This window comes from Marinobacter sp. ST-43 (assembly GCF_030541085.1).
GTDB lineage: Bacteria > Pseudomonadota > Gammaproteobacteria > Pseudomonadales > Oleiphilaceae > Marinobacter > Marinobacter nauticus.
Map to the genome: position 1 here is coordinate 93,201 of NZ_JASSVO010000010.1, position 20,215 is coordinate 113,415.

Genomic DNA, 20,215 nt, shown 5'->3' on the forward strand with positions numbered 1-20,215 from the left:
GGGCTGAGGCCCGCTCTGTTGATTCAGTAAGGTTATTTCCCATCACAGGAACATTCTATGGCAAAGAATGACCCCGGTACCGGGGCGGGAGTTGATGCCAGCAAGGTAGAACAGGTATTGCAGACCGAAACCGGAGGCCGGGCGCTGACCGGGCCTGCAGCGGTTATCCTGTTCATCGTTCCGGTGTGCTGGTCGTTGTTCCAGCTCTGGATTGCATCACCCCTGCCGTTCATTCTGAATTTCGGAATATTCAGTTCCACCGAAGCGCGCTCAATCCATCTGGCGTTTGCGGTGTTTCTTGCATTCTCGGCATTCCCGATGATCAAGGGGGTGCATGCCAACAAGGTGCCCATATATGACTGGGTGTTGGCTTTGGCTGCTGCATTTGCGGCTTCCTATCTTTATGTTTTTTATGATGCTCTTTCGCAGAGGCCGGGGGCGCCAACCACCATGGATCTCTGGGTGGCGTTGGGCGGCCTGGTATTGCTGCTGGAAGCTACCCGGAGGGCCCTTGGGCTCCCGCTGACTGTTGTTGCGGCGGTATTTATTGCCTACTCACTGGCCGGCCCTTACATGCCGGATGTGATTTCTCATAAAGGCGTGAGCCTGAACAAGCTGGCTTCCCACCAATGGCTCGGAACCGAGGGGGTATTCGGGGTTGCTCTTGGGGTGTCTACCAGCTTTGTTTTCCTGTTTGTGTTGTTCGGTGCCTTGCTTGAGCGGGCGGGAGCCGGTAACTACTTTATCAAGGTGGCTTACGCCATGCTGGGGCATATGCGCGGAGGCCCGGCCAAGGCGGCGGTGGTTTCCAGTGGCCTGAGTGGAGTGATTTCCGGATCCTCCATCGCCAATGTGGTGACCACCGGTACCTTCACGATCCCCCTGATGAAACGGGTCGGTTTCCCGGCAACCAAAGCCGGCGCGGTTGAAGTGGCTGCGTCCACCAACGGTCAGCTTACCCCGCCCATCATGGGTGCCGCGGCCTTCCTGATGGTCGAGTACGTGGGGATTTCCTATCTCGAGGTGATCAAGCACGCCATTCTGCCGGCACTGATTTCCTATGTTGCCCTGATTTACATCGTCCATCTGGAAGCCTGCAAGCTGAAGATGGAAGGGGTAGAGCGGCTGAATCGTCCAACCCTGGCCCAGCGCATGCTGAACTGGGTGGTCATTCTGATTGGCCTGATCGTACTGACCTTCGCGGTTTATTACGGGGTTGGCTGGACCAAAGGGGTGTTGGGTGAGGCCGCGCCCTGGGTGCTTGGGCCGATTCTGGTGATGATTTATGTCGGCCTGGTAGGTTATGCCACCCGCTTCCCGGAGCTGGAGGAAGACGATCCCAATAAAGAAATGAACGAGTTGCCAGAGGTAGGCCCCACCGTTAAAACCGGACTCTATTATCTGCTGCCGGTGGTGGTGCTGGTCTGGTGTCTGACGGTTGAACGCTTTTCGCCCCAGCTGTCTGCCTTCTGGGCGACCTTGTTCATGATCTTTATCGTTATTACCCAGCGGCCGCTGAAGGCCTTTTTCCGCAAGCATGGCGGATTGGTTTCTGAGTTCACCGGCGGCATCAGTGATTTGTTCCATTCGCTGGCGACCGGCGCCAGGAACATGGTGGGTATCGGCGTTGCGACAGCAACGGCCGGCATCGTAGTTGGTACGGTGACGCTGACCGGTATCGGCCTGGTGATGACTCAGTTCGTGGAATTCCTGTCTGGCGGAAATCTGCTGCTGATGCTCATCTTCACTGCTGTGATCAGTCTGATTCTGGGGATGGGATTGCCGACAACCGCCAACTACATTGTGGTTTCCACCTTGATGGCTCCGGTTATCGTAACCCTGGGGGCCCAGAATGGCCTGATTGTTCCGCTGATTGCGGTGCACCTGTTCGTGTTCTATTTCGGGATACTGGCGGATGATACGCCGCCCGTGGGGCTGGCCGCCTACGCGGCGGCCGCAATCTCAGGAGCAGACCCAATCCGAACGGGTGTCCAGGGTTTTACCTACGATATTCGAACCGCCATTCTGCCGTTCATGTTCATCTTCAACACGCAGCTGTTGTTGATTGGCCTGACTGGCTGGTTTGATCTGCTGGTTACGGTGTTCAGTGCCGTCACGGCCATGCTGGTGTTCTCGGCGGCAACTCAGGGCTTCTGGTTCACCCGGAGCCGGAAGTGGGAAACCCTGTTGTTGTTGCTGATTACCTTTACCATGTTCCGGCCCGGTTTCTGGTGGGACATGATCTATCCGCCGAACGAAGAACGGCCGGGGACAGCCGTTATGGAATACGTGGCGGATGTGCCTGCTGACGGTGAGGTGGTGCTGAAGGTGTCAGGCATGGCGCTGGATGGCAGTGATGTCACCACCTACGTCGAGCTTGAGATCCCTGAAGGTGAAACCGCGCAGGAGCGCCTGGCGGGTGCAGGACTGGAAGTGTCAGAGCAGGGCGGTGATCTGGTGGTGGATTTCGTCAACTTTGGCAGTGCCGCGGAAGATGCCGGTATCCAGTTTGGCTGGACCATTGATGCAGTCCAGATTGAGCTGGAGCGGCCACCAAAAGAGTTGATGTTTATCCCGGCACTGTTACTGTTGGGCCTGGTCGCTTTCGGACAGCTCAGGCGCAAGGCACGGGAGGATGCTCAACCCCAGCCGGCCTGATTGGCTTCGGCTCCGTAAAAACCCGGCGTTGCTGCCGGGTTTTTTTCTGTTAGACTCCCCCTCAAATCCGGCTCGCGGTTTGTGTCGCGCAGCCCGGCAACCAAGTGATCTTTGGTATAGATCACCGCTGAGAAACCACGAGGAGATCATCATGCCCGTCATTACCCTGCCAGATGGCAGTCATCGCAGTTTTGCTGAACCCGTAACCGTACACGACGTTGCCGCAGACATTGGCGCGGGCCTGGCCAAAGCGGCCCTGGCCGGAAAGGTTAACGGAAAGCTTGTGGATACCAGCCACCTGATTGAAAACGATACAGAGCTGGCGATTGTGACGGAGCGTGATGAAGACGGCGTGGATATTATTCGCCACTCCACTGCTCACCTGATGGCCATGGCGGTTCAGGAGCTGTTCCCTGGCGCCCAGGTCACCATCGGTCCGGTAATCGAGAACGGCTTCTACTACGACTTCAAATATGAGCGCCCGTTTACCAATGAAGACATGGCGCGCATTGAAAAGCGTATGGAAGAACTCGCGAAACAGGATCTGCCGGTTTCCCGCTCCATTATGTCCCGGGACGAAGCGATCAAGCTGTTTAACGAGATGGGCGAGGAGTACAAGGTTCGCATCATCGAAGACATTCCGGGAGAGGAAGACCTGTCATTCTATCGTCAGGGCGACTTCATCGATCTGTGTCGTGGTCCTCACGTGCCCAGCACCGGTAAGCTCAAGGCCTTCAAGCTGACCAAGGTGGCCGGTGCCTATTGGCGTGGCGATACCAGTAATGAGCAGCTGCAGCGTATCTACGGTACTGCCTGGGGTAACAAGAAAGACCTCAAGGCCTACCTGCACCGCCTGGAAGAAGCTGAAAAAAGGGATCATCGCAAGATTGGCAAGAAGCTGGGCCTGTTCCACATGCAGGAAGAAGCCCCGGGTATGGTGTTCTGGCATCCGGATGGCTGGTCCCTCTATCAGGAGGTGGAACAGTACATGCGTGCCCAGCAGCATAAGCATGGCTACAAGGAGATCAAGACACCTCAGGTGGTGTCGCGGACCCTGTGGGAAAAGTCCGGCCACTGGGACAAGTTCAAGGACGACATGTTTACCACTGAGTCCGAGAAGCACGATTACGCCATCAAGCCCATGAACTGTCCGTGTCACGTGCAGGTGTTTAATCAGGGCCTGAAGAGCTACAAGGATCTGCCGCTGCGCCTGGCCGAGTTTGGCTCCTGCCACCGGAATGAAGCTTCTGGCGCGTTGCATGGACTGATGCGGGTGCGTGGTTTTACCCAGGATGATGCCCATATCTTCTGTGAGGAAGATGCTATCCAGGAAGAAGTGTCTGCATTTATTGCCATGTTGCACGAGATATATGCAGACTTCGGCTTCAGTGAAATCCTTTACAAGCTGTCCACCCGCCCTGAAAAGCGGGTCGGGTCGGACGAAGTCTGGGACAAATCCGAGGCAGCGCTCGAGCAGGCGCTGAACCGTGAAGGGGTTGACTGGGAGCTGTTGCCGGGCGAAGGTGCCTTCTACGGCCCGAAGATCGAGTTTTCTCTGAAAGATTGCCTCGGTCGGGTGTGGCAGTGTGGTACCATCCAGGTCGACTTCTCGATGCCGGGTCGTCTGGGGGCGCAGTATGTGGCCGACAATTCCGAGCGCAAAACGCCGGTTATGCTGCATCGGGCTGTACTGGGTTCCTTTGAGCGCTTCATCGGTATCCTGATCGAGGAGTACGAGGGTGCTTTCCCAACCTGGCTGGCACCGACACAGGTTGCTGTCCTGAATATTACCGATAAACAGCGTGATTACTGTCAGAATCTGGCCAAAAAACTGGATTCTTTAGGCTATCGGGTTAATGCTGACTTGAGAAACGAGAAGATCGGCTTTAAAATCCGCGAGCATACTCTAAATAAGGTTCCCTATCTGGTTGTTGTTGGCGATAAAGAAATCGAGAACAACGCCGTTGCCGTCCGGACACGTAAGGGCGAAGACCTGGGAACCATGTCGGTCGACGATTTTGAAAAGCTGCTTGCAGCCGACGTCGAGCGCAAAGGTAGAACCAAAACGGAGATCTGATTATTAAACAGCGAGCGAATCGGGGTGGGCGCGCACCCAAGGCGCCTATCAATGAGAATATTGACGCAACTGAAGTCCGACTGATTGATGCCGAAGGCAATCAGGTCGGGATTGTTCCGATCGAAGACGCCCTGCGTATGGCGGAAGAGGCGACCCTGGATCTGGTACAGGTTACGGATTCCGATCCGATCGTCTGTAAGATAATGGACTACGGCAAGAAGATCTTTGAAGAGAAAAAGGCCAAGGCGGCTGCCAAGAAAAAGCAGAAGCAGACGCAGGTCAAAGAGCTGAAGTTCCGACCAGGAACGGAAGAAGGGGATTATCAGGTCAAACTACGCAACCTGGTACGTTTCCTTGAGAACGGGGACCGCGGCAAGATCACAATCCGGTTCCGTGGACGTGAGATGGCACACCAGGAAATTGGTATGAAGCTCATGCAGCGGATTGAGGAAGATGTGGCAGAAATAGCCCAGGTTGAGATGCGGCCGAAAATGGAAGGCCGGCAGATGACCATGGTTATCGCACCCCGCAAGAAGAAGTGAACCTGATCCCGTGACGGGTCCCCCGCATTAGCGGGGGATTTGTCGTTCAGGGGCACAATTGTTTATCCAAAATAGAATGCGGAGTTTTAAAAATGCCGAAGATGAAAACCAAGAGCGGAGCTACCAAGCGGTTCAAGAAGACCGCCACTGGCTTCAAGCACAAGCAGTCCTTCACCAGCCACATCCTGACCAAGAAGAGCCCGAAGCGTAAGCGTCAGCTGCGCGGTACCAAGCTCATCGCCAAGTCGGACGTAGCGTCTATCAAGCGCATGACCGCGTGCTGATTCAGCCGCGCGAATCATTCCTTAGAAAGTAAAGGTAGAAGGATTAAAGTATGGCTCGTGTAAAGCGTGGCGTGGTAGCACGTCGTCGTCACAAGAAGATTCTCAATCAGGCCAAAGGTTACTACGGTGCCCGTAGCCGTGTTTACCGCGTTGCCAAGCAAGCGGTTATCAAGGCCGGTCAGTATGCCTACCGTGACCGTCGCAACCGTAAGCGTGCATTCCGCGCTCTGTGGATTGCCCGTATCAACGCTGGCGCCCGTGCAAACGGTCTGTCTTACAGCCGTCTGATCGCTGGTCTGAAGAAGGCGAATGTTGAAATCGATCGTAAGGTTCTGGCCGATCTGGCCATGAACGAACAGCAGGCGTTTGCCGCTGTTGTTGAGAAGGCCAAAGCGTCCCTGTGATCGCTTAAGCTCTTTCATCGATTGCTGATCGATCCGGGCGCCCCATGTTTCATGACGGCGCCTTCTGATAGGGGAAGGGCACGCTCTTCCCCTATTTTTGTTTTAACCTACCCCATTTCTGGTTTGGAGCAGGGTCAATGGAAAACCTGGAGCAACTGGTTCAGGACGGGTTGAATGCCGTAGAAAAGGCCGACAACCTGCAGGCGCTTGATCAAATTCGTGTGGAATACCTCGGCAAAAAGGGTGTGATTACCCAGCAGGCAAAAACTCTGGGCAAGCTCTCTGCGGAGGAGCGCCCTGCGGCCGGCCAGAAGATCAATGAAGCCAAGGGGCAGGTGGAGCAAGCCATCAACGCACGGCGGGCAGATCTTGAGAAAGCGGCCATTGAAGCCAGGCTTGCGGCGGAATCCATTGACGTAACACTGCCGGGAAGGGGGCAGGACCTGGGTGGTTTGCATCCGGTAACCCGCACCCTGCAGCGCATTGAGGAAATCTTTGCCCGTGCCGGTTATAGCGTAGAGCAGGGGCCTGAAATCGAAGACGATTACCACAACTTCGAAGCTCTGAATATTCCCGGGCACCACCCGGCTCGTGCCATGCACGACACTTTCTATTTCAATCCGGGTACCTTGCTCCGTACCCACACCTCACCGGTACAGATCCGGACCATGGAAGCAGGCAAGCCGCCGTTCCGCATGATCTGCCCCGGACGGGTCTATCGTTGTGATTCCGATATGACTCACACCCCTATGTTCCACCAGGTAGAAGGTCTGCTGGTGGAGAAGAATGTCAGCTTCGCGGACCTGAAAAGCACCGTGGAGGAATTTCTCAGGGTGTTCTTCGAGCGGGATCTGAAAGTGCGCTTCCGTCCTTCCTACTTCCCGTTCACCGAACCATCGGCGGAAGTGGATATTGAATGGGGACGTGAGCCGGATGGCAGCATCAAGTGGCTGGAAGTGATGGGCTGCGGCATGGTGCATCCGAAAGTGTTCGAATATTGCGGTATTGATTCCGAGGAATATCGCGGGTTTGCTTTTGGTCTGGGTGTCGAGCGCCTGGCCATGCTTCGTTATGGAGTAAAAGACCTGCGTATGTTCTTCGAAAACGACCTGCGTTTCCTTCGTCAGTTCCGTTGATACGACACCAGGAATTGGCGTAACAGGCTCAGAATCAACCGAATCAGGACAGGACCAGGATAATGAAATTCAGTGAACAGTGGCTGCGCGAGTGGGTAAACCCGAACATTGGCTCTCAGGAGTTGATGGACCAGATCACCATGGCGGGGCTGGAAGTCGACGGCTTTGAGGCCGTGGCCGGCGAATTTTCCGGCGTGGTTGTGGGTGAGGTCGTTTCCGTTGCGCCCCATCCGGATGCCGACAAGCTGCGGGTGTGTCAGGTGAGCAATGGCGAGCAGACCGTGCAGGTGGTCTGTGGTGCCCCCAATGTTCGCGACGGGCTGAAGGTGCCTTTTGCCGAGGTGGGCGCTGTGCTGCCCGGCAATTTCAAGATCAAGAAAGCCAAGCTCCGGGGGCAGCCCTCCGAGGGTATGCTGTGTTCGGAATCCGAGCTGGGCTTGTCCGATAACCATGACGGCCTGATGGAGCTCCCGGAGGATGCCCCGGTTGGGCAGCCGGTGGTTGACTATCTGAAGCTGAATGACATCACCATTGATGTGGATCTAACCCCGAATCGCAGCGACTGTCTGTCCATCAAGGGCCTGGCCCGGGAAGTGGGCGTGTTGAACAGCCTGGTCACCAATGCGCCTTCCATTCCGCACGTGGAAGCGGTGCACTCGGAAGTGCCTGATATCCGGGTGGAAGCCCCTGAGGGTTGCCCCCGTTATCTGGGGCGTGTTCTGCGAAACGTCAATCTGCAGGCAGAAACGCCGCTCTGGATGCAGGAGAAGCTGCGTCGTTCCGGTATCCGTTCCATTGATGCGGCGGTGGATGTCACCAACTACGTCATGCTGGAACTGGGCCAGCCCATGCATGCCTTTGACCGGGATGAGATCAAGGGTGGGATTGTTGTGCGTATGGCTGGCTCGGGCGAAAAACTGGTATTGCTGGACGGTCAGGAGGTCGAGCTTACTCCGGAAACGCTGGTGATTGCCGACCACGAGAAGCCAGTGGCCATTGCCGGTGTGATGGGGGGCGAGCATTCCGGGGTGAGTGAGAAAACCCGGGATCTGGTGCTTGAATCCGCCTATTTTGACCCGATCACGCTGGCCGGCAAGGCTCGTCAATATGGCCTGCATACAGATGCCTCCCACCGTTTTGAGCGGGGCGTGGATTATGAGCTGGCACGGGATGCCATGGAGCGGGCAACCGGTCTGCTGATGGCTATTGTCGGGGGCGAGCCCGGCGAAATTGTCGAAGTGGCCAGCAAGGAACACCTGCCAAAGGCGCGGGTGATTGATCTGCGTGAGCAGCGCCTGGCGGATGTGTTGGGGCTTAGAATTGACCGCACTACCGTTGAAGAGATTCTCAGCCGGCTTGGCCTGCACATCGACAAGCTGTTGAAAGACGGCTGGCGTATCAGTGTGCCCAGCTTCCGGCCGGATATTTCCATCGAAGAAGACCTGATCGAAGAGGTCGGTCGCATTTTTGGTTATAACAATCTGCCGGTCACCGAGCCAACCGGCTCGCTTGGGCTGCGGGCCCGGGAAGAAGCGGTTCGGCCGCTGTCTGCTGTGCGTAACTTTTTCGTCGCCCAGGGCTACCAGGAAGCGGTGACCTACAGCTTTGTTGATCCCAAGGTTCAACAGCTGGTGGATCCGGAACGTGAGGGGATTGCGTTGGCCAATCCCATCTCGTCGGATCTTTCGGTGATGCGCACGACGCTTTGGAGCGGCCTGCTTAAAACCGTGGGCTACAACCAGAACCGGCAGCAGCCCCGTATTCGCTTGTTCGAGACCGGTTTGCGATTCGTTCAGGATGCCGATGGCATCAGTCAGCAGCCGATGTTGGCAGGGGTGGTGGTTGGTAACCAGAATCCCGAAAACTGGGTAAACGGTCGCAGAACCACGGATTTCTTTGATGTAAAAGGGGAATTGGAAAGCCTGTTCCGACTGCTTGGCATCGAGGTTGATTTTATTGCCAGCCAGCACCCTGCGCTGCATCCGGGCCAGACGGCGGAACTGTTGAGGGATGGCGAGCATGTGGGCTGGCTGGGTGCACTGCATCCACAAGTTCAGAAAAATCTTGAACTTAATGGCACGATCCTGATGTTTGAGCTATTCTTGAATTCGATCGTTGCCGGTTATGTGCCTAATTTCAAAGATATTTCAAAATTCCCGGAAGTTCGCCGGGATTTGGCTATCATTATCGGGAGCGATGTGGCGTTCGCCCAGGTAGAACATGTGGCCCGTAAACATGCTGGCGAGCACCTCACGGCGTTGCGTGTGTTTGATGTCTACGAAGGTGAAAGCCTGGGTGAGGGTAACCGAAGCCTGGCTCTGAGCCTGTTCTGGCAGCATCCTGAACGCACGCTTAACGAGGACGAAGTGCATTCGCTCTTCAATGGGGTTATCGATGCCCTGAAAGAAGAGTTGGGGGCAACACTGAGGAGTTGACAGATGGCGGCTTTGACGAAAGCGGACATGGCAGAGCGCTTGTACGAGGAGTTGGGGCTTAACAAGCGGGAAGCCAAGGAAATGGTGGAAGCTTTCTTCGACGAAATCAGAGGCGCACTCAGCCACAACGAGCAGGTGAAGTTGTCGGGTTTCGGCAACTTCGATCTCAGGGACAAGAAGCAGCGACCGGGACGGAACCCGAAAACGGGTGAGGAAATTCCCATCAGTGCACGGCGCGTAGTTACGTTTCGACCAGGTCAGAAACTGAAGCAGAAAGTAGAAGCGTATGCTGGAACCCAGTCATAACAATGAGCTCCCGGTTATTCCGGGCAAGCGTTATTTCACCATTGGTGAAGTAGCCGAGCTGTGTGCGGTCAAGGCGCATGTGTTGCGCTATTGGGAGCAGGAATTCCCGCAGCTGTCGCCGGTCAAGCGCCGGGGCAATCGCCGTTACTATCAACGCGCGGATGTGATCACCATCCGCCAGATCCGCAGCCTGCTGTACGATCAGGGCTACACCATTGGTGGTGCCAAGCAGAAGCTCAGCAGCAGCGAAGTGAAGGATGATACTTCACAGTACAAGCAGTTGATCCGTCAGATGATCACCGAGCTTGAGGAAGTGCTGGATGTGCTGAACACGCCGGTGCGCTGAAACAGCAGTAAGCCTGTCTGCATTGAAGAACGACAAAGGCCAGAGTGGCGAGAGCTGCTCTGGCCTTTGTGTTTCTGGTGCCTGGAGGCCTATTTTGTTTTGCAGGTTTTGATGCCGAGCAGGGAATAGGCAGGGCAGTTTCCCACCAGTGCTGTTGCCAGCGGTACAATGCCAATCCAGCCCCAGGGTGTCTGGGGGCCAACAAAGACCAGGGCCAGCAGGACAACACCCACGATGGCACGAATAATACGATCAGCGGAACCCATGTTTACCGTCATCTTGGTCTCTCCTGTGTGATGTCGGATGATGGTTTGACTATAGGCCTGTTATTGGCCGGGTTCAGTGATAAAGTCACACAGGCAGACGACTTTCGATACAAGGCAATGCGGAATGGCCAGGCACAGTATTCTCGACACACTACATGACTCCTTGCGCAAAGATGCCCTGGAGGGTCTCCAGGCCATGCGTTTCCCTCCCGGGCAGGTGCTGTTCAGTGCCGGAGAACATTGCCGGGGGCTTCCCCTGGTGCTGGATGGCAGTATCAAGGTGCAGATGACCGGAGCATCTGGCCACAGCATCGTGCTCTACCGTATGGGCGCTGACGATATCTGCACGTTGTCCATTGGCTGTCTGATGACGGGCCGTGGCTACCGGGCTGAAGCCATCGTTGAAGAGGAGGCAGAAGCCGCCATTATCCCGCGCGGATTATTCGATCGGCTGATGGATCAGTCGGCAGAGTTCCGGCTGGGGATTATGGAGTCCTATGGCCGTCGACTTGACGATCTGATGTTGTTGGTTGAAGAAGTAGCGTTTCACCGTATGGATGAGCGCCTGGCGGAGTGGCTTCAGGCCCGTGCGGCTGATGGTCAGAGTGTACTGAATATTACCCATCAGGAGCTGGCCGTGGAGCTGGGAACGGCCAGGGAAGTGGTCAGCCGACTGCTTAAAGAACTCGAACGCCGGGGCCAGGTTCGGTTAGCCCGCGGCCGGGTTGAGCTCACCGGATTACGGAAAACCGCTTCACCGGCGTGAGAAACTGTGCGTCAGGCGCGCCAGCTGCTCCGAAGACTTCTCGAGGTTAGCTTCTGCCAGACCATAGGCTTCCGTCAGGGTGATGGGAGCGGGGGTGATCGAGAAAGCCGCTGTTAACCCAACGCTATGGAGCGGAGCCAGTTCAGCCCCTAATTTTCCACACAGGCCAATCACTGGTACACCGCAGGCATGCGCCAGTCTGGACACGCCGGCCGGCGTTTTTCCAAAGGCGCTTTGAGCATCGATGGCGCCTTCCGCGGTGATCACCAGATCCGCGTTGCGGATATGCTGCTCCAGTTTGACGGCCTCCATCACCAGCTCTATTCCCGGTTGGAGTCGGGCGCCCAGAATACCCTTGACCGTGCCACCAATACCCCCGGCGGCGCCACTACCGGGAAAGCTGGCAATGTCCAGGCCCTGCGCCTTAACCAGACGGGAAAAATGCGCAAGATTGGCGTCCAGCTGACGAACGTCGTCTTCATTGGCGCCTTTCTGCGGCCCGAAAACCGCTGCCGCTCCCTCCGGGCCCAGCAGTGGATTGGTGACATCGCAGGCCACAATCAACTGGATGCCGTTGAGTCGACGAATGGCAGGTTCCAGGTCAACGGTGGCCAGCCTTGCCAGGCCGGCGCCGCCGGGCCCGATTTCCTCGCTCTGGTTATCCAGCAGGCGCGCCCCCAGAGCCTGCAGTATGCCCGCGCCGCCATCCGTTGTGGCGCTTCCTCCCAGGCCCATGATCAATGTTTTCGGCCGGTGTTTCAGGGCTGCCAGAATCATCTCTCCGGTACCACGGCTGGTTGCCCGGAGCGCATCACGGGCCTCGGCGGGTACACAATGCAAGCCACTGGCTTCAGCTACCTCAATGACGGCGGTTTCGTTGTTATTGGCCAGGCCAAAGCGGGCTTCGATACGCTCACCCAGCGGGCCCGTGACGGCCACCGTATGCAGTTGCCCGCCCAGAGCCTCTGTCAGTGCCACTGTGGTTCCTTCGCCCCCATCAGCGAGAGGGATTTCTACAATCTCATCCTCCGGGGCAGCGTTGCGCCAACCACGGGCGATGGCAGAGGCAACTTGCTGTGCTGAGAGACATTCCTTGAAAGAGTCGGGGGCAACAACGATCCGCATCTTACTGTCCTCGGTCTTTAACGTTTTCCATCACGACAAAAGTGCTGGTCTGGAGTACGTGGGGCAGGCTGGAGATCTGTTCTCCCAGAACCTGGCGGTATTCAGCCATGTTGCGGGTACGTATTTTCAGAAGATAGTCGAAATTCGCCGCCATCATATGACACTGCTCCACCGCGGAGATTTGCCGGACGGCCTCATTGAACGCCGCCAGTGCCTTGCTGCTGGTGTCATTCAGAGTGACCTGGGCGAACGCAACATGAGAGAGCCCCAGCTTGGTCTGATTCACCATGGCGCTGTAGCCGGTAATGTATCCCTGATCTTCCAGCCGTTTCATTCGTACCTGACAGGGAGTCTTTGATAAACCGACCCGGGAAGCAAGGTCTGTCACGGTAATACGGCCGTTCTTCTGCAGTTCCCGGATGATGGAAAGATCGATTCTGTCGAGATCTGCCATGACTGCTATCCTTTGAGATAGTGGATGAATTTTTTTAAAAGGCCGAAACGTCCAATATTAGCGAAAGTGCAGGCTTATAGGTAACTTTTCAGGTACTAAAAAAGGAAAATAATAATCTATTTCGATACTGAACAGGCTAATTGCATGTACCTGCTTCGCTAAAATGCGGTCAGTATTCAAACAATCAGGAGGGTACACCATGAGTCTTCAGCAATCTGTGGCACCGGAGCTTAACGATATTCGTCAGGCGATCCGTGCAAACTACCTGGCAGATGAACATGAAGTGATTCACCGGCTGATTGCTGAGGCCCAGTTGTCGGATGAAACCCGAAAGGCGATTTCGGCCCGGGCGGCAGAGCTGGTGCGTGATGTTCGCAACAGCGCTCGCCCGACCATCATGGAAAAGTTTCTGGCCGAATATGGGCTGACCACCAAAGAAGGTGTGGCTCTTATGTGCCTGGCGGAGGCTTTGCTGCGGGTGCCCGACAACCTCACCATCCAGGACCTGATCGAAGACAAGATTACCTCGGGCAACTGGGGCGCTCACGTGGGCAAAGCCAAATCCGGAATGATCAACTCGGCCACCCTGGCCCTGCTGATGACCAGCAACCTGCTGAAGGATTCCGAGCGCCAGAGTGTGGGTGATACCTTGCGTAAGCTGGTAAAGCGCCTGGGCGAACCGGTTGTGCGAACCGTGGCGGGCCAGGCCATGAAGGAAATGGGGCGCCAGTTTGTACTGGGTCGTACCATTGAAGAGGCACAGGACCGCGGCAAGTCCCAGGAAGAGCGGGGCTATACCTATTCCTATGACATGCTGGGCGAAGCGGCGCGCACCGATGCCGATGCTCAGCGTTATTACCAGGCGTACTCTGATGCCATTGACAGCATCAGCAAGCGCTGCAAAGGCGATGTAAGAACGAATCCGGGTATCTCGGTGAAGCTGTCGGCGCTGCTGGCACGCTATGAGTACGGGCATAAAGAGCGGGTGATGAATGAGCTCATGCCCCGGGCACTCAAGCTCGCCAAAAAGGCGGCAGCGGCCAACATGGGCTTCAATATTGATGCCGAAGAGCAGGATCGTCTGGATCTTTCCCTGGATGTGATTGAGGCCATCCTGTCCGACCCGGAACTGAAAGACTGGCAAGGTTTTGGTGTTGTGGTCCAGGCGTTCGGCAAGCGTGCCTCGCAGACCCTGGACTGGCTCTATGCGCTTTCTGAAAAACTGGATCGCCGCATCATGGTGCGGCTGGTTAAAGGTGCTTACTGGGATGCCGAGATCAAGCGTGCCCAGGTGATGGGCCTGTCAGACTTTCCGGTCTTCACCCGCAAGGCCTGCAGCGACGTCGCTTACCTGGCCGGTGCTCGAAAGCTTCTGGGCATGACCGACCGTATATACCCGCAGTTCGCCACCCACAACGCCCATTCGGTGTCAGCGGTGCTGGAACTGGCCAAGGATCTGAGTCGGGATAAATTCGAGTTCCAGCGCCTGCATGGTATGGGGGAATCCCTGCACGATCAGGTTCTGGAGGACAGTGGTGTGCCTTGCCGGATCTACGCGCCGGTGGGTGCTCACAAAGACCTGCTGGCTTACCTGGTTCGCCGGTTGCTGGAGAACGGTGCCAACAGTTCTTTTGTTAACCAGATTGTGGATACCAGCATCACCCCGGAAGAAATCGCCAAAGACCCGATTGATGTCGTGGTGGAGCTTGGCCATAACCTGTCCAGCAAGGCGATCGTGCATCCGTCGAAAATCTTCGGAGATCAGCGTAGAAACTCCAAGGGCTGGGATATTACCGATCCGGTGACGGTGGCCGAGATTGATGAAGGTCGAAACCGTTACAAGAGCCATCAGTGGAAGGGCGGCCCGGTGCTGGCGGTGGATTCCGTGAGTGATGAGGTGGTCGAAGTACGGAATCCGGCAAACCCGGACGATCTGGTTGGCCACATCACCTATACCTCAGAGGCGGATATTTCGTCGGCTCTGGACGCCGCCCAGGATGGCTTCAAACAGTGGTCTGCTGTACCGGCGGAAGAGCGTGCGGCCATGATCCGTAAGGTCGGTGACCTTTACGAAGAGAACGTGCACGAGCTGTTTGCGCTGACGACCCGCGAAGCCGGTAAATCCCTGCTGGATGCCGTGGCCGAGATTCGCGAGGCTGTGGATTTTGCCATGTTCTATGCCAACGAAGGCATCCGTTACAAGCATGACGGCGAAGCCCGTGGTGTGATGTGCTGCATCTCGCCCTGGAACTTCCCGCTGGCGATCTTTACCGGACAGATACTGGCGAACCTGGCGGCCGGTAACGCGGTAGTCGCCAAGCCGGCAGAGCAAACCTCGCTGCTGGCCTTCCGTGCCGTAGAGCTGATGCATCAGGCCGGCATACCCAGGGCCGCGATCCAGTTATTGCCCGGTACCGGCGCCACCGTGGGTTCCGGCCTGACGTCCGATGCGCGGGTAACCGGTGTGTGTTTCACGGGTTCAACCGCCACGGCGCAGCGGATCAACAAGGCCATGACTGAACACATGGAGCCGGATGCACCGCTGGTGGCAGAAACCGGTGGCCTGAACGCCATGATCGTGGATTCCACCGCGTTGCCGGAGCAGGTGGTGCGTGACGTGCTGGCATCCTCCTTCCAGAGTGCCGGTCAGCGCTGTTCTGCGCTTCGCATGCTGTATGTACAGAAGGACATTGCCGATAATCTGCTGGAAATGCTCTACGGTGCGATGGAGGAACTGGGCATTGGTGATCCGTGGCAGTTGTCGACCGATGTGGGCCCGGTGATCGACGAAAACGCCCGCAAGAAGATTACCGACCATTGCCAGAAATTCGAGCAGCAAGGCAAACTGCTCAAGAAACTCAACGTACCGGAGAAGGGCCTGTTCGTGTCGCCGGCAGTGCTTCAGGTGAGCGGAATTGAAGAACTGGAAGAGGAAATCTTCGGCCCGGTTCTGCACGTGGCTACGTTTGAAGCCAAGGACATCGACAAGGTGATTGATGCCGTCAATGCCAAGGGCTACGGTCTGACTTTCGGTATTCATAGCCGCGTTGACCGCCGGATCGAGCACATTGCCAGTCGTATCAAGGTGGGCAACACCTACGTTAACCGTAACCAGATCGGCGCCATCGTCGGCTCCCAGCCATTCGGTGGCGAGGGACTGTCGGGTACCGGGCCGAAAGCCGGTGGCCCGCAATACGTGCGCCGTTTCCTGCGGGGTGAGGTGGTTGAAAAGCCTGCTCAGTCCAGTGACAAGGTGTTCAGTACCGACAAGGCCCAGAAGCTGATCGACAAGCTGGCCAAAGCAGCGGTACCGGAAGCGGAAGGTCGTCAGGCGTTGCTGGAGCCCTTCTTCGGTAAGGTGCCGGCGCCTCTGGACGAAGGGTACGAGGAGATGCCGGGGCCGACGGGCGAGCAGAACCATCTGTCCTGCCATGGTCGCGGGCTGGTACTGTGCCTTGGTCCAGACGCCGAGTCTGCCGTTGAGCAGGCCGGCACCGCCCTGTCGCAGGGTAACAAGGTGGTAGTGATTGCACCGGGTGCCGAGAAGGCACTGGCCGATGCCATCAAGGCCGGACTTCCGGTTATTGCCAGCGATGGCATGCTTGATCCGGACGCTCTGAGCCACCTGACCGGATTTGAAGCGGTGGTGAGCGTAGCCGAGAAGCCGCTGCTCAAGCAGTATCGCATGGCGCTGAGCAAGCGTGAGGGCGCGCTGTTGCCGGTGATCACAGAACACAAGCTGGATCAACGCTACGTGATTGAGCGGCATCTGTGTATCGACACCACAGCGGCCGGTGGTAACGCCAGCCTGATTGCGTCGGCTGAATAAAGCCGGTTTGGGCCGGGGGGAGTGCTTCCCCCGGCTTTTCCTTTCCTCGCGTTTCTGTTGCGAGCCATTCGCGTTACCATAGCCCGTTTTAGCTACATCATTCGAATCGGGCATCTACTTGCAAAGCAACCATTCCAGCCACCGCGACTCTTCCGGGGGAGCCTCTGAGGCCTCGCAAAATTTCTTCGCGGTCTGTCTGTCACTGACGCTGTGTTTTGTCGTCTACTCAATGCTGATTGTGGCAGTGCCTGTGTATGGACTTCAACTTGGCGCCTCTCCGCTCGTTCTGGGTGCAGTGTTAAGCGCCCAGTATCTGCTACCGCTGGTGCTGGCCATTCCCCTGGGAGGCATCGTGAGCCGGTTTGGTGGCAGGGCCACGCTGCTGGCCGGGGCGGGCATTATGGTGGCAGGCTTGTTGTCGATGCATGCGTGGTATGGCTATGCGGGCCTCGTGACTGGTCAGTTGCTGGTGGGGCTGGCTCACCTCCAGATGGTTCTGGCCGCCCAAACCATCATTTCCAACCTGGGCACCGGGCCGAGGCTGGAGCAGTATTTTGGCTGGTATGCCACCTGGCTGTCGGGCGGGCAGGTTATTGGCCCGTTGCTGGCCGGTGTCCTGCTGAAGTCTTCCGGTACCGAGTACGTGTTCCTGGTAATGGCTCTGTTTGCGCTGGTCTCGGGCGTTGTAACACTCCGCCTGACCGGGCAGGCGAGGGAGCGTATTCACGTTACCCGAAAGCAGGCGGGTTTCCGGGCGCAATGGCAGCTTGTCGGCAGTAACCGTGGGGTGCAGTTGTCGATTCTGGTCACGGTATTGGGGATGTTCGCACTCGGGGTCTACGGAAGCTATTTGCCAGTGTACCTGGAGAGCCTGGCCATCAGCCCGTTGATAATCGGAGTTCTGGTCAGTCTTCGTGCCGGCGTTTCTATGCTGGTTCGGCCGTTTATGGCGCGCATTATTGGTCTCGCGGGGGGGCGCGTCCCGACAGTCTTGCTCTCGCTCGGAACCCTCGCCACTGGCCTGGCTTTGCTGGGCGTGTCTGAGCAGGTCATGCTGATGGCAGCCCTGGCCATGCTGGTGGGTATCGGTTCGGGCCTCACCCAGCCTTTGTCCATGGTGATTCTGGCGGAATCCGTGGAACGGGAGCGGCGTGCAGGGGCATTGGGTATGCGTTTGATGGCAAACCGGGCGGTGCACTTTCTGGCGCCCCTGTTCTTTGGTCTGCTACTTGAACTGAGCGGCTTTACACTGGCTTTCGCTGCTTCAGGTATACTGATTGGCTTCGCGCTTATTGTGGCGCACCGACTGTTCAGCTCCGGGAATCTGTAACCATGTCTGGCACGGCCTCCGGCACCTATGATCGACTGATCAACCCTGTACTTGTCGCAGGCTGTATTATTATTCTGGTTGGTTTTTCCGTGCGGGCTTCTTTTGGTCTGTTTCAACTGCCGATTGCCCTGGAATTTGCCTGGCCAAGGGAGTCGTTTTCTCTGGCCATCGCCATTCAGAACCTGTTCTGGGGCATCGGGCAGCCGATCTTTGGAGCTTTTGCCGAACGCTACGGTGATCGCAAAGCTATCCTGGTGGGCGGTATCTGTTACGTGGTCGGGCTGGTTGCCTCGGCATTCGCCATTACCCCGGGCCAGCACCAGCTTCTGGAAATCCTGGTTGGGTTCGGGATTGCCGGAACCGGATTCGGGGTCATCCTCGCTGTCGTAGGGCGCTCTGCCCCGGAAAAGCATCGCTCCATGGCGCTGGGCATTGCAACCGCAGCCGGTTCTGCAGGGCAGATCATTGGCCCGCCCGTCGCGCAGGCGCTGCTGAGCCAGATGCCCTGGCAAAGCGTGTTCATGGTGTTGGCCGGTTTCATTACGGTGTCGATGCTTGCCCTTCTGTTTATGCGGGCACCCAAGGCGGCGCCCTCGGTATCGACCGATGAGCCGATGGGGGTGGTGCTGAAGCGAGCGGTGAAAGACCCCTCCTTCCTGTTCATTTTTATCGGCTTTTTCTCTTGCGGGTACCAACTGGCGTTCATCACCGCGCATTTTCCGGCGTTTATTACGGAAATGTGTGGGCCAATTACGCCGGACAGCCTGATCTACGTGCTGGGGGTAACGTCAGCGTCCGGGCTCGGCGCCATTTCAATTGCCCTGATCGGTCTGTTCAATATCGGTGGCACACTGATGGCCGGCTGGTTGGGTAACCGATACTCGCGCAAGTACCTTCTGGCGACGATTTACCTGTTACGAACAATCGTCTCTGCCGCCTTTATCATGGCGCCCATCACTCCTGAAAGCGTTGTGCTCTTCTCGGTGGCGATGGGTTCGTTGTGGTTGGCAACGGTACCGCTGACGTCTGGCCTGGTTGCGCACATCTACGGCTTGAAGTACATGGGCACGCTCTATGGCCTGGTATTCTTTTCGCACCAGCTTGGCGGATTTCTTGGTGTCTGGCTGGGTGGAGCCCTGTACGACCTCTACCATAACTACACGCTGGTGTGGTGGATCGGTGTAGGCGTCGGGGCGTTGTCGGCACTGATTCACCTGCCGATTCGGGAATACCCCTGGGAGAAGCGTGGGCAGGCGGTCGCTGCCTGATAGAACGACAAAGCCCGGACCTTTCGGCCCGGGCTTTGTGTAGGGAATTCTGGTCGGGACGGTAGGATTTGAACCTACGACCCCTTGCACCCCATAAAGGTACATGGCCATCCAACAGAGTCTAACCCAATCCACCGTAAAAACCTTTCTTACTGATTTGATTGATTTTTCCTTTTTGTGTTTTCTAACGGAATCCAATACCATCCAGTTTAAGCGATCGAGAAACGGTGACCAAACGGTGACGAGAATCCGGCCTCAACTAAGTGGATGGAAATGGGGACGATTACAGACAAGCAGATGAACTCCAAGCCAGGCAAGTCTGTCTGGTTGACTGAGGATGCTCCGAGAGGCTGTGGGCGTTTTATGGCTCGCATTCTGAAAAGCGGAGACAGGCTGTTTTACTTCCGATATACCAATTCGCAAGGTGAACGGGTTTTCCTCCCTGTAGGCAACTACGACCAGTCAGGTAAAGATGGCTTAACCTTGCGAGAAGCGCGAACGAAGGCCGGTGAGCTATCTCGCTTATATCAAGCTGGCATTCGGGATTTGAGGGAGTATTTGGAAGCGGAGGAAGATGCACGTAAGGCCGCACATGAGGCGGAGATGGCCAGGCTGCTGGCTGAGCGAGAGGCCGCAGAAGCGGAAAAGGCACGCCAGGCCGCCCGTAAGACAGTGAAAGAGCTTTTCGAACATTGGGCGGATATTGACCTTAAAAACCGGAAAGATGGCGGTGCAGAGGTTCGTAGGCTCTTTGAAAAGGACGTGCTTCCTAAAATTGGTCAGCTTGCGGTTGAAGATGTCAAAAAGGGTAATGTCACAGAGGTCGTCGATGCGCAGCTTAGTCGCGGTGTGACCCGCATGGCGAAGCTAAGGAGGGTCTGATTAACGCCTGATTTATCGCTGAATCGCTTTTCAACTCGAAAAAAAGCCATTCAAGCGCGATTTTGGCGTTATCACCCTCTGTTTTGTTCGATTTTTGCCTATTTCCC

The 20,215-nt window shown here is 56.6% G+C and carries 17 protein-coding genes; 14 read left to right on the plus strand and 3 right to left on the minus strand.

Annotated features, from left to right (window positions below; translation table 11 throughout):
• Window positions 1-57: 57 nt before the first annotated feature.
• The 9 genes from QPL98_RS13195 to QPL98_RS13235 all read left to right on the plus strand — a co-directional run bounded on the left by QPL98_RS13195 (window position 58) and on the right by QPL98_RS13235 (window position 10,188).
• Complete coding sequence (locus tag QPL98_RS13195) at window positions 58-2,658, plus strand: TRAP transporter permease (RefSeq protein WP_303293403.1); 2,601 nt, start codon at window positions 58-60, stop codon at window positions 2,656-2,658.
• A 151-nt stretch (window positions 2,659-2,809) separates the two neighbouring features.
• On the plus strand, window positions 2,810-4,735 hold the full coding sequence (thrS, locus tag QPL98_RS13200) for a threonine--tRNA ligase (RefSeq protein ID WP_014420984.1): 1,926 nt from the start codon (window positions 2,810-2,812) through the stop codon (window positions 4,733-4,735).
• Window positions 4,732-5,277: a translation initiation factor IF-3 gene (infC, locus tag QPL98_RS13205; RefSeq protein WP_081432078.1), complete on the plus strand. Its 546-nt coding sequence runs from the start codon at window positions 4,732-4,734 to the stop codon at window positions 5,275-5,277. Before thrS ends, infC begins: the two co-directional genes overlap by 4 nt.
• A gap of 92 nt (window positions 5,278-5,369) precedes the next feature.
• The gene (rpmI, locus tag QPL98_RS13210; RefSeq protein WP_007151842.1) at window positions 5,370-5,561 is read left to right on the plus strand and encodes a 50S ribosomal protein L35; all 192 of its coding nucleotides are present in this window, start codon (window positions 5,370-5,372) and stop codon (window positions 5,559-5,561) included.
• A 50-nt stretch (window positions 5,562-5,611) separates the two neighbouring features.
• The gene (gene rplT, locus QPL98_RS13215) at window positions 5,612-5,965 is read left to right on the plus strand and encodes a 50S ribosomal protein L20 (RefSeq protein WP_011785532.1); all 354 of its coding nucleotides are present in this window, start codon (window positions 5,612-5,614) and stop codon (window positions 5,963-5,965) included.
• Window positions 5,966-6,102: 137 nt separating this feature from the next.
• Window positions 6,103-7,101, plus strand: a complete 999-nt coding sequence (gene pheS / locus QPL98_RS13220; protein WP_011785531.1) for a phenylalanine--tRNA ligase subunit alpha — start codon at window positions 6,103-6,105, stop codon at window positions 7,099-7,101.
• 62 nt (window positions 7,102-7,163) lie between these two features.
• Window positions 7,164-9,536 (plus strand): phenylalanine--tRNA ligase subunit beta, encoded by a 2,373-nt coding sequence (pheT, locus tag QPL98_RS13225; protein ID WP_014420987.1) that lies wholly within the window; start codon window positions 7,164-7,166, stop codon window positions 9,534-9,536.
• A 3-nt stretch (window positions 9,537-9,539) separates the two neighbouring features.
• Window positions 9,540-9,842: an integration host factor subunit alpha gene (gene ihfA / locus QPL98_RS13230; protein ID WP_011785529.1), complete on the plus strand. Its 303-nt coding sequence runs from the start codon at window positions 9,540-9,542 to the stop codon at window positions 9,840-9,842.
• Complete coding sequence (locus tag QPL98_RS13235; protein ID WP_011785528.1) at window positions 9,823-10,188, plus strand: MerR family transcriptional regulator; 366 nt, start codon at window positions 9,823-9,825, stop codon at window positions 10,186-10,188. Before ihfA ends, QPL98_RS13235 begins: the two co-directional genes overlap by 20 nt.
• 89 nt (window positions 10,189-10,277) lie before the next feature.
• Here the strand turns inward: QPL98_RS13235 and QPL98_RS13240 are convergent, their stop codons facing one another.
• Complete coding sequence (locus QPL98_RS13240) at window positions 10,278-10,466, minus strand: DUF2892 domain-containing protein (protein WP_011785527.1); 189 nt, start codon at window positions 10,464-10,466, stop codon at window positions 10,278-10,280.
• A gap of 112 nt (window positions 10,467-10,578) precedes the next feature.
• On the opposite strand from QPL98_RS13240, the gene QPL98_RS13245 reads away from it, so the two are divergent.
• Window positions 10,579-11,220 (plus strand): Crp/Fnr family transcriptional regulator, encoded by a 642-nt coding sequence (locus QPL98_RS13245; protein ID WP_153741387.1) that lies wholly within the window; start codon window positions 10,579-10,581, stop codon window positions 11,218-11,220.
• On the opposite strand, the gene QPL98_RS13250 is transcribed toward QPL98_RS13245, so the two are convergent.
• Complete coding sequence (locus QPL98_RS13250; RefSeq protein ID WP_303293405.1) at window positions 11,209-12,345, minus strand: glycerate kinase; 1,137 nt, start codon at window positions 12,343-12,345, stop codon at window positions 11,209-11,211. The genes QPL98_RS13245 and QPL98_RS13250 overlap by 12 nt on opposite strands.
• 1 nt (window position 12,346) lies before the next feature.
• Window positions 12,347-12,799 carry a winged helix-turn-helix transcriptional regulator gene (locus tag QPL98_RS13255; RefSeq protein WP_011785524.1) on the minus strand — a complete coding sequence of 151 codons (453 nt, stop codon included), beginning with the start codon at window positions 12,797-12,799 and terminating at the stop codon, window positions 12,347-12,349.
• A 199-nt stretch (window positions 12,800-12,998) separates the two neighbouring features.
• On the opposite strand from QPL98_RS13255, the gene putA reads away from it, so the two are divergent.
• From putA to QPL98_RS13275, 4 genes are all read left to right on the plus strand, one after another.
• Complete coding sequence (gene putA / locus QPL98_RS13260) at window positions 12,999-16,628, plus strand: bifunctional proline dehydrogenase/L-glutamate gamma-semialdehyde dehydrogenase PutA (RefSeq protein ID WP_199453291.1); 3,630 nt, start codon at window positions 12,999-13,001, stop codon at window positions 16,626-16,628.
• A 118-nt stretch (window positions 16,629-16,746) separates the two neighbouring features.
• Window positions 16,747-17,958, plus strand: a complete 1,212-nt coding sequence (locus tag QPL98_RS13265) for an MFS transporter (protein ID WP_278349918.1) — start codon at window positions 16,747-16,749, stop codon at window positions 17,956-17,958.
• Window positions 17,959-17,960: 2 nt separating this feature from the next.
• Entirely contained in the window at window positions 17,961-19,226 is a 1,266-nt protein-coding gene (locus tag QPL98_RS13270) for an MFS transporter (protein ID WP_278349919.1), read from the plus strand.
• Window positions 19,227-19,499: 273 nt separating this feature from the next.
• On the plus strand, window positions 19,500-20,108 hold the full coding sequence (locus QPL98_RS13275; protein WP_227548960.1) for an integrase arm-type DNA-binding domain-containing protein: 609 nt from the start codon (window positions 19,500-19,502) through the stop codon (window positions 20,106-20,108).
• Window positions 20,109-20,215: the final 107 nt, after the last annotated feature.

What these genes read in the sequence shown, in the direction of transcription:
- QPL98_RS13195 (WP_303293403.1), top strand. Translation starts at nt 58, where the DNA reads ATGGCAAAGAATGACCCCGGTACCGGGGCGGGAGTTGATGCCAGCAAG.
- ihfA (WP_011785529.1), top strand. Translation starts at nt 9,540, where the DNA reads ATGGCGGCTTTGACGAAAGCGGACATGGCAGAGCGCTTGTACGAGGAG.
- putA (WP_199453291.1), top strand. Translation starts at nt 12,999, where the DNA reads ATGAGTCTTCAGCAATCTGTGGCACCGGAGCTTAACGATATTCGTCAG.
- rpmI (WP_007151842.1), top strand. Translation starts at nt 5,370, where the DNA reads ATGCCGAAGATGAAAACCAAGAGCGGAGCTACCAAGCGGTTCAAGAAG.
- QPL98_RS13250 (WP_303293405.1), bottom strand. Translation starts at nt 12,345, where the DNA reads ATGCGGATCGTTGTTGCCCCCGACTCTTTCAAGGAATGTCTCTCAGCA.
- QPL98_RS13270 (WP_278349919.1), top strand. Translation starts at nt 17,961, where the DNA reads ATGTCTGGCACGGCCTCCGGCACCTATGATCGACTGATCAACCCTGTA.
- QPL98_RS13235 (WP_011785528.1), top strand. Translation starts at nt 9,823, where the DNA reads ATGCTGGAACCCAGTCATAACAATGAGCTCCCGGTTATTCCGGGCAAG.
- QPL98_RS13255 (WP_011785524.1), bottom strand. Translation starts at nt 12,799, where the DNA reads ATGGCAGATCTCGACAGAATCGATCTTTCCATCATCCGGGAACTGCAG.
- pheT (WP_014420987.1), top strand. Translation starts at nt 7,164, where the DNA reads ATGAAATTCAGTGAACAGTGGCTGCGCGAGTGGGTAAACCCGAACATT.
- thrS (WP_014420984.1), top strand. Translation starts at nt 2,810, where the DNA reads ATGCCCGTCATTACCCTGCCAGATGGCAGTCATCGCAGTTTTGCTGAA.
- pheS (WP_011785531.1), top strand. Translation starts at nt 6,103, where the DNA reads ATGGAAAACCTGGAGCAACTGGTTCAGGACGGGTTGAATGCCGTAGAA.
- QPL98_RS13275 (WP_227548960.1), top strand. Translation starts at nt 19,500, where the DNA reads ATGGGGACGATTACAGACAAGCAGATGAACTCCAAGCCAGGCAAGTCT.
- rplT (WP_011785532.1), top strand. Translation starts at nt 5,612, where the DNA reads ATGGCTCGTGTAAAGCGTGGCGTGGTAGCACGTCGTCGTCACAAGAAG.
- QPL98_RS13240 (WP_011785527.1), bottom strand. Translation starts at nt 10,466, where the DNA reads ATGACGGTAAACATGGGTTCCGCTGATCGTATTATTCGTGCCATCGTG.
- QPL98_RS13245 (WP_153741387.1), top strand. Translation starts at nt 10,579, where the DNA reads ATGGCCAGGCACAGTATTCTCGACACACTACATGACTCCTTGCGCAAA.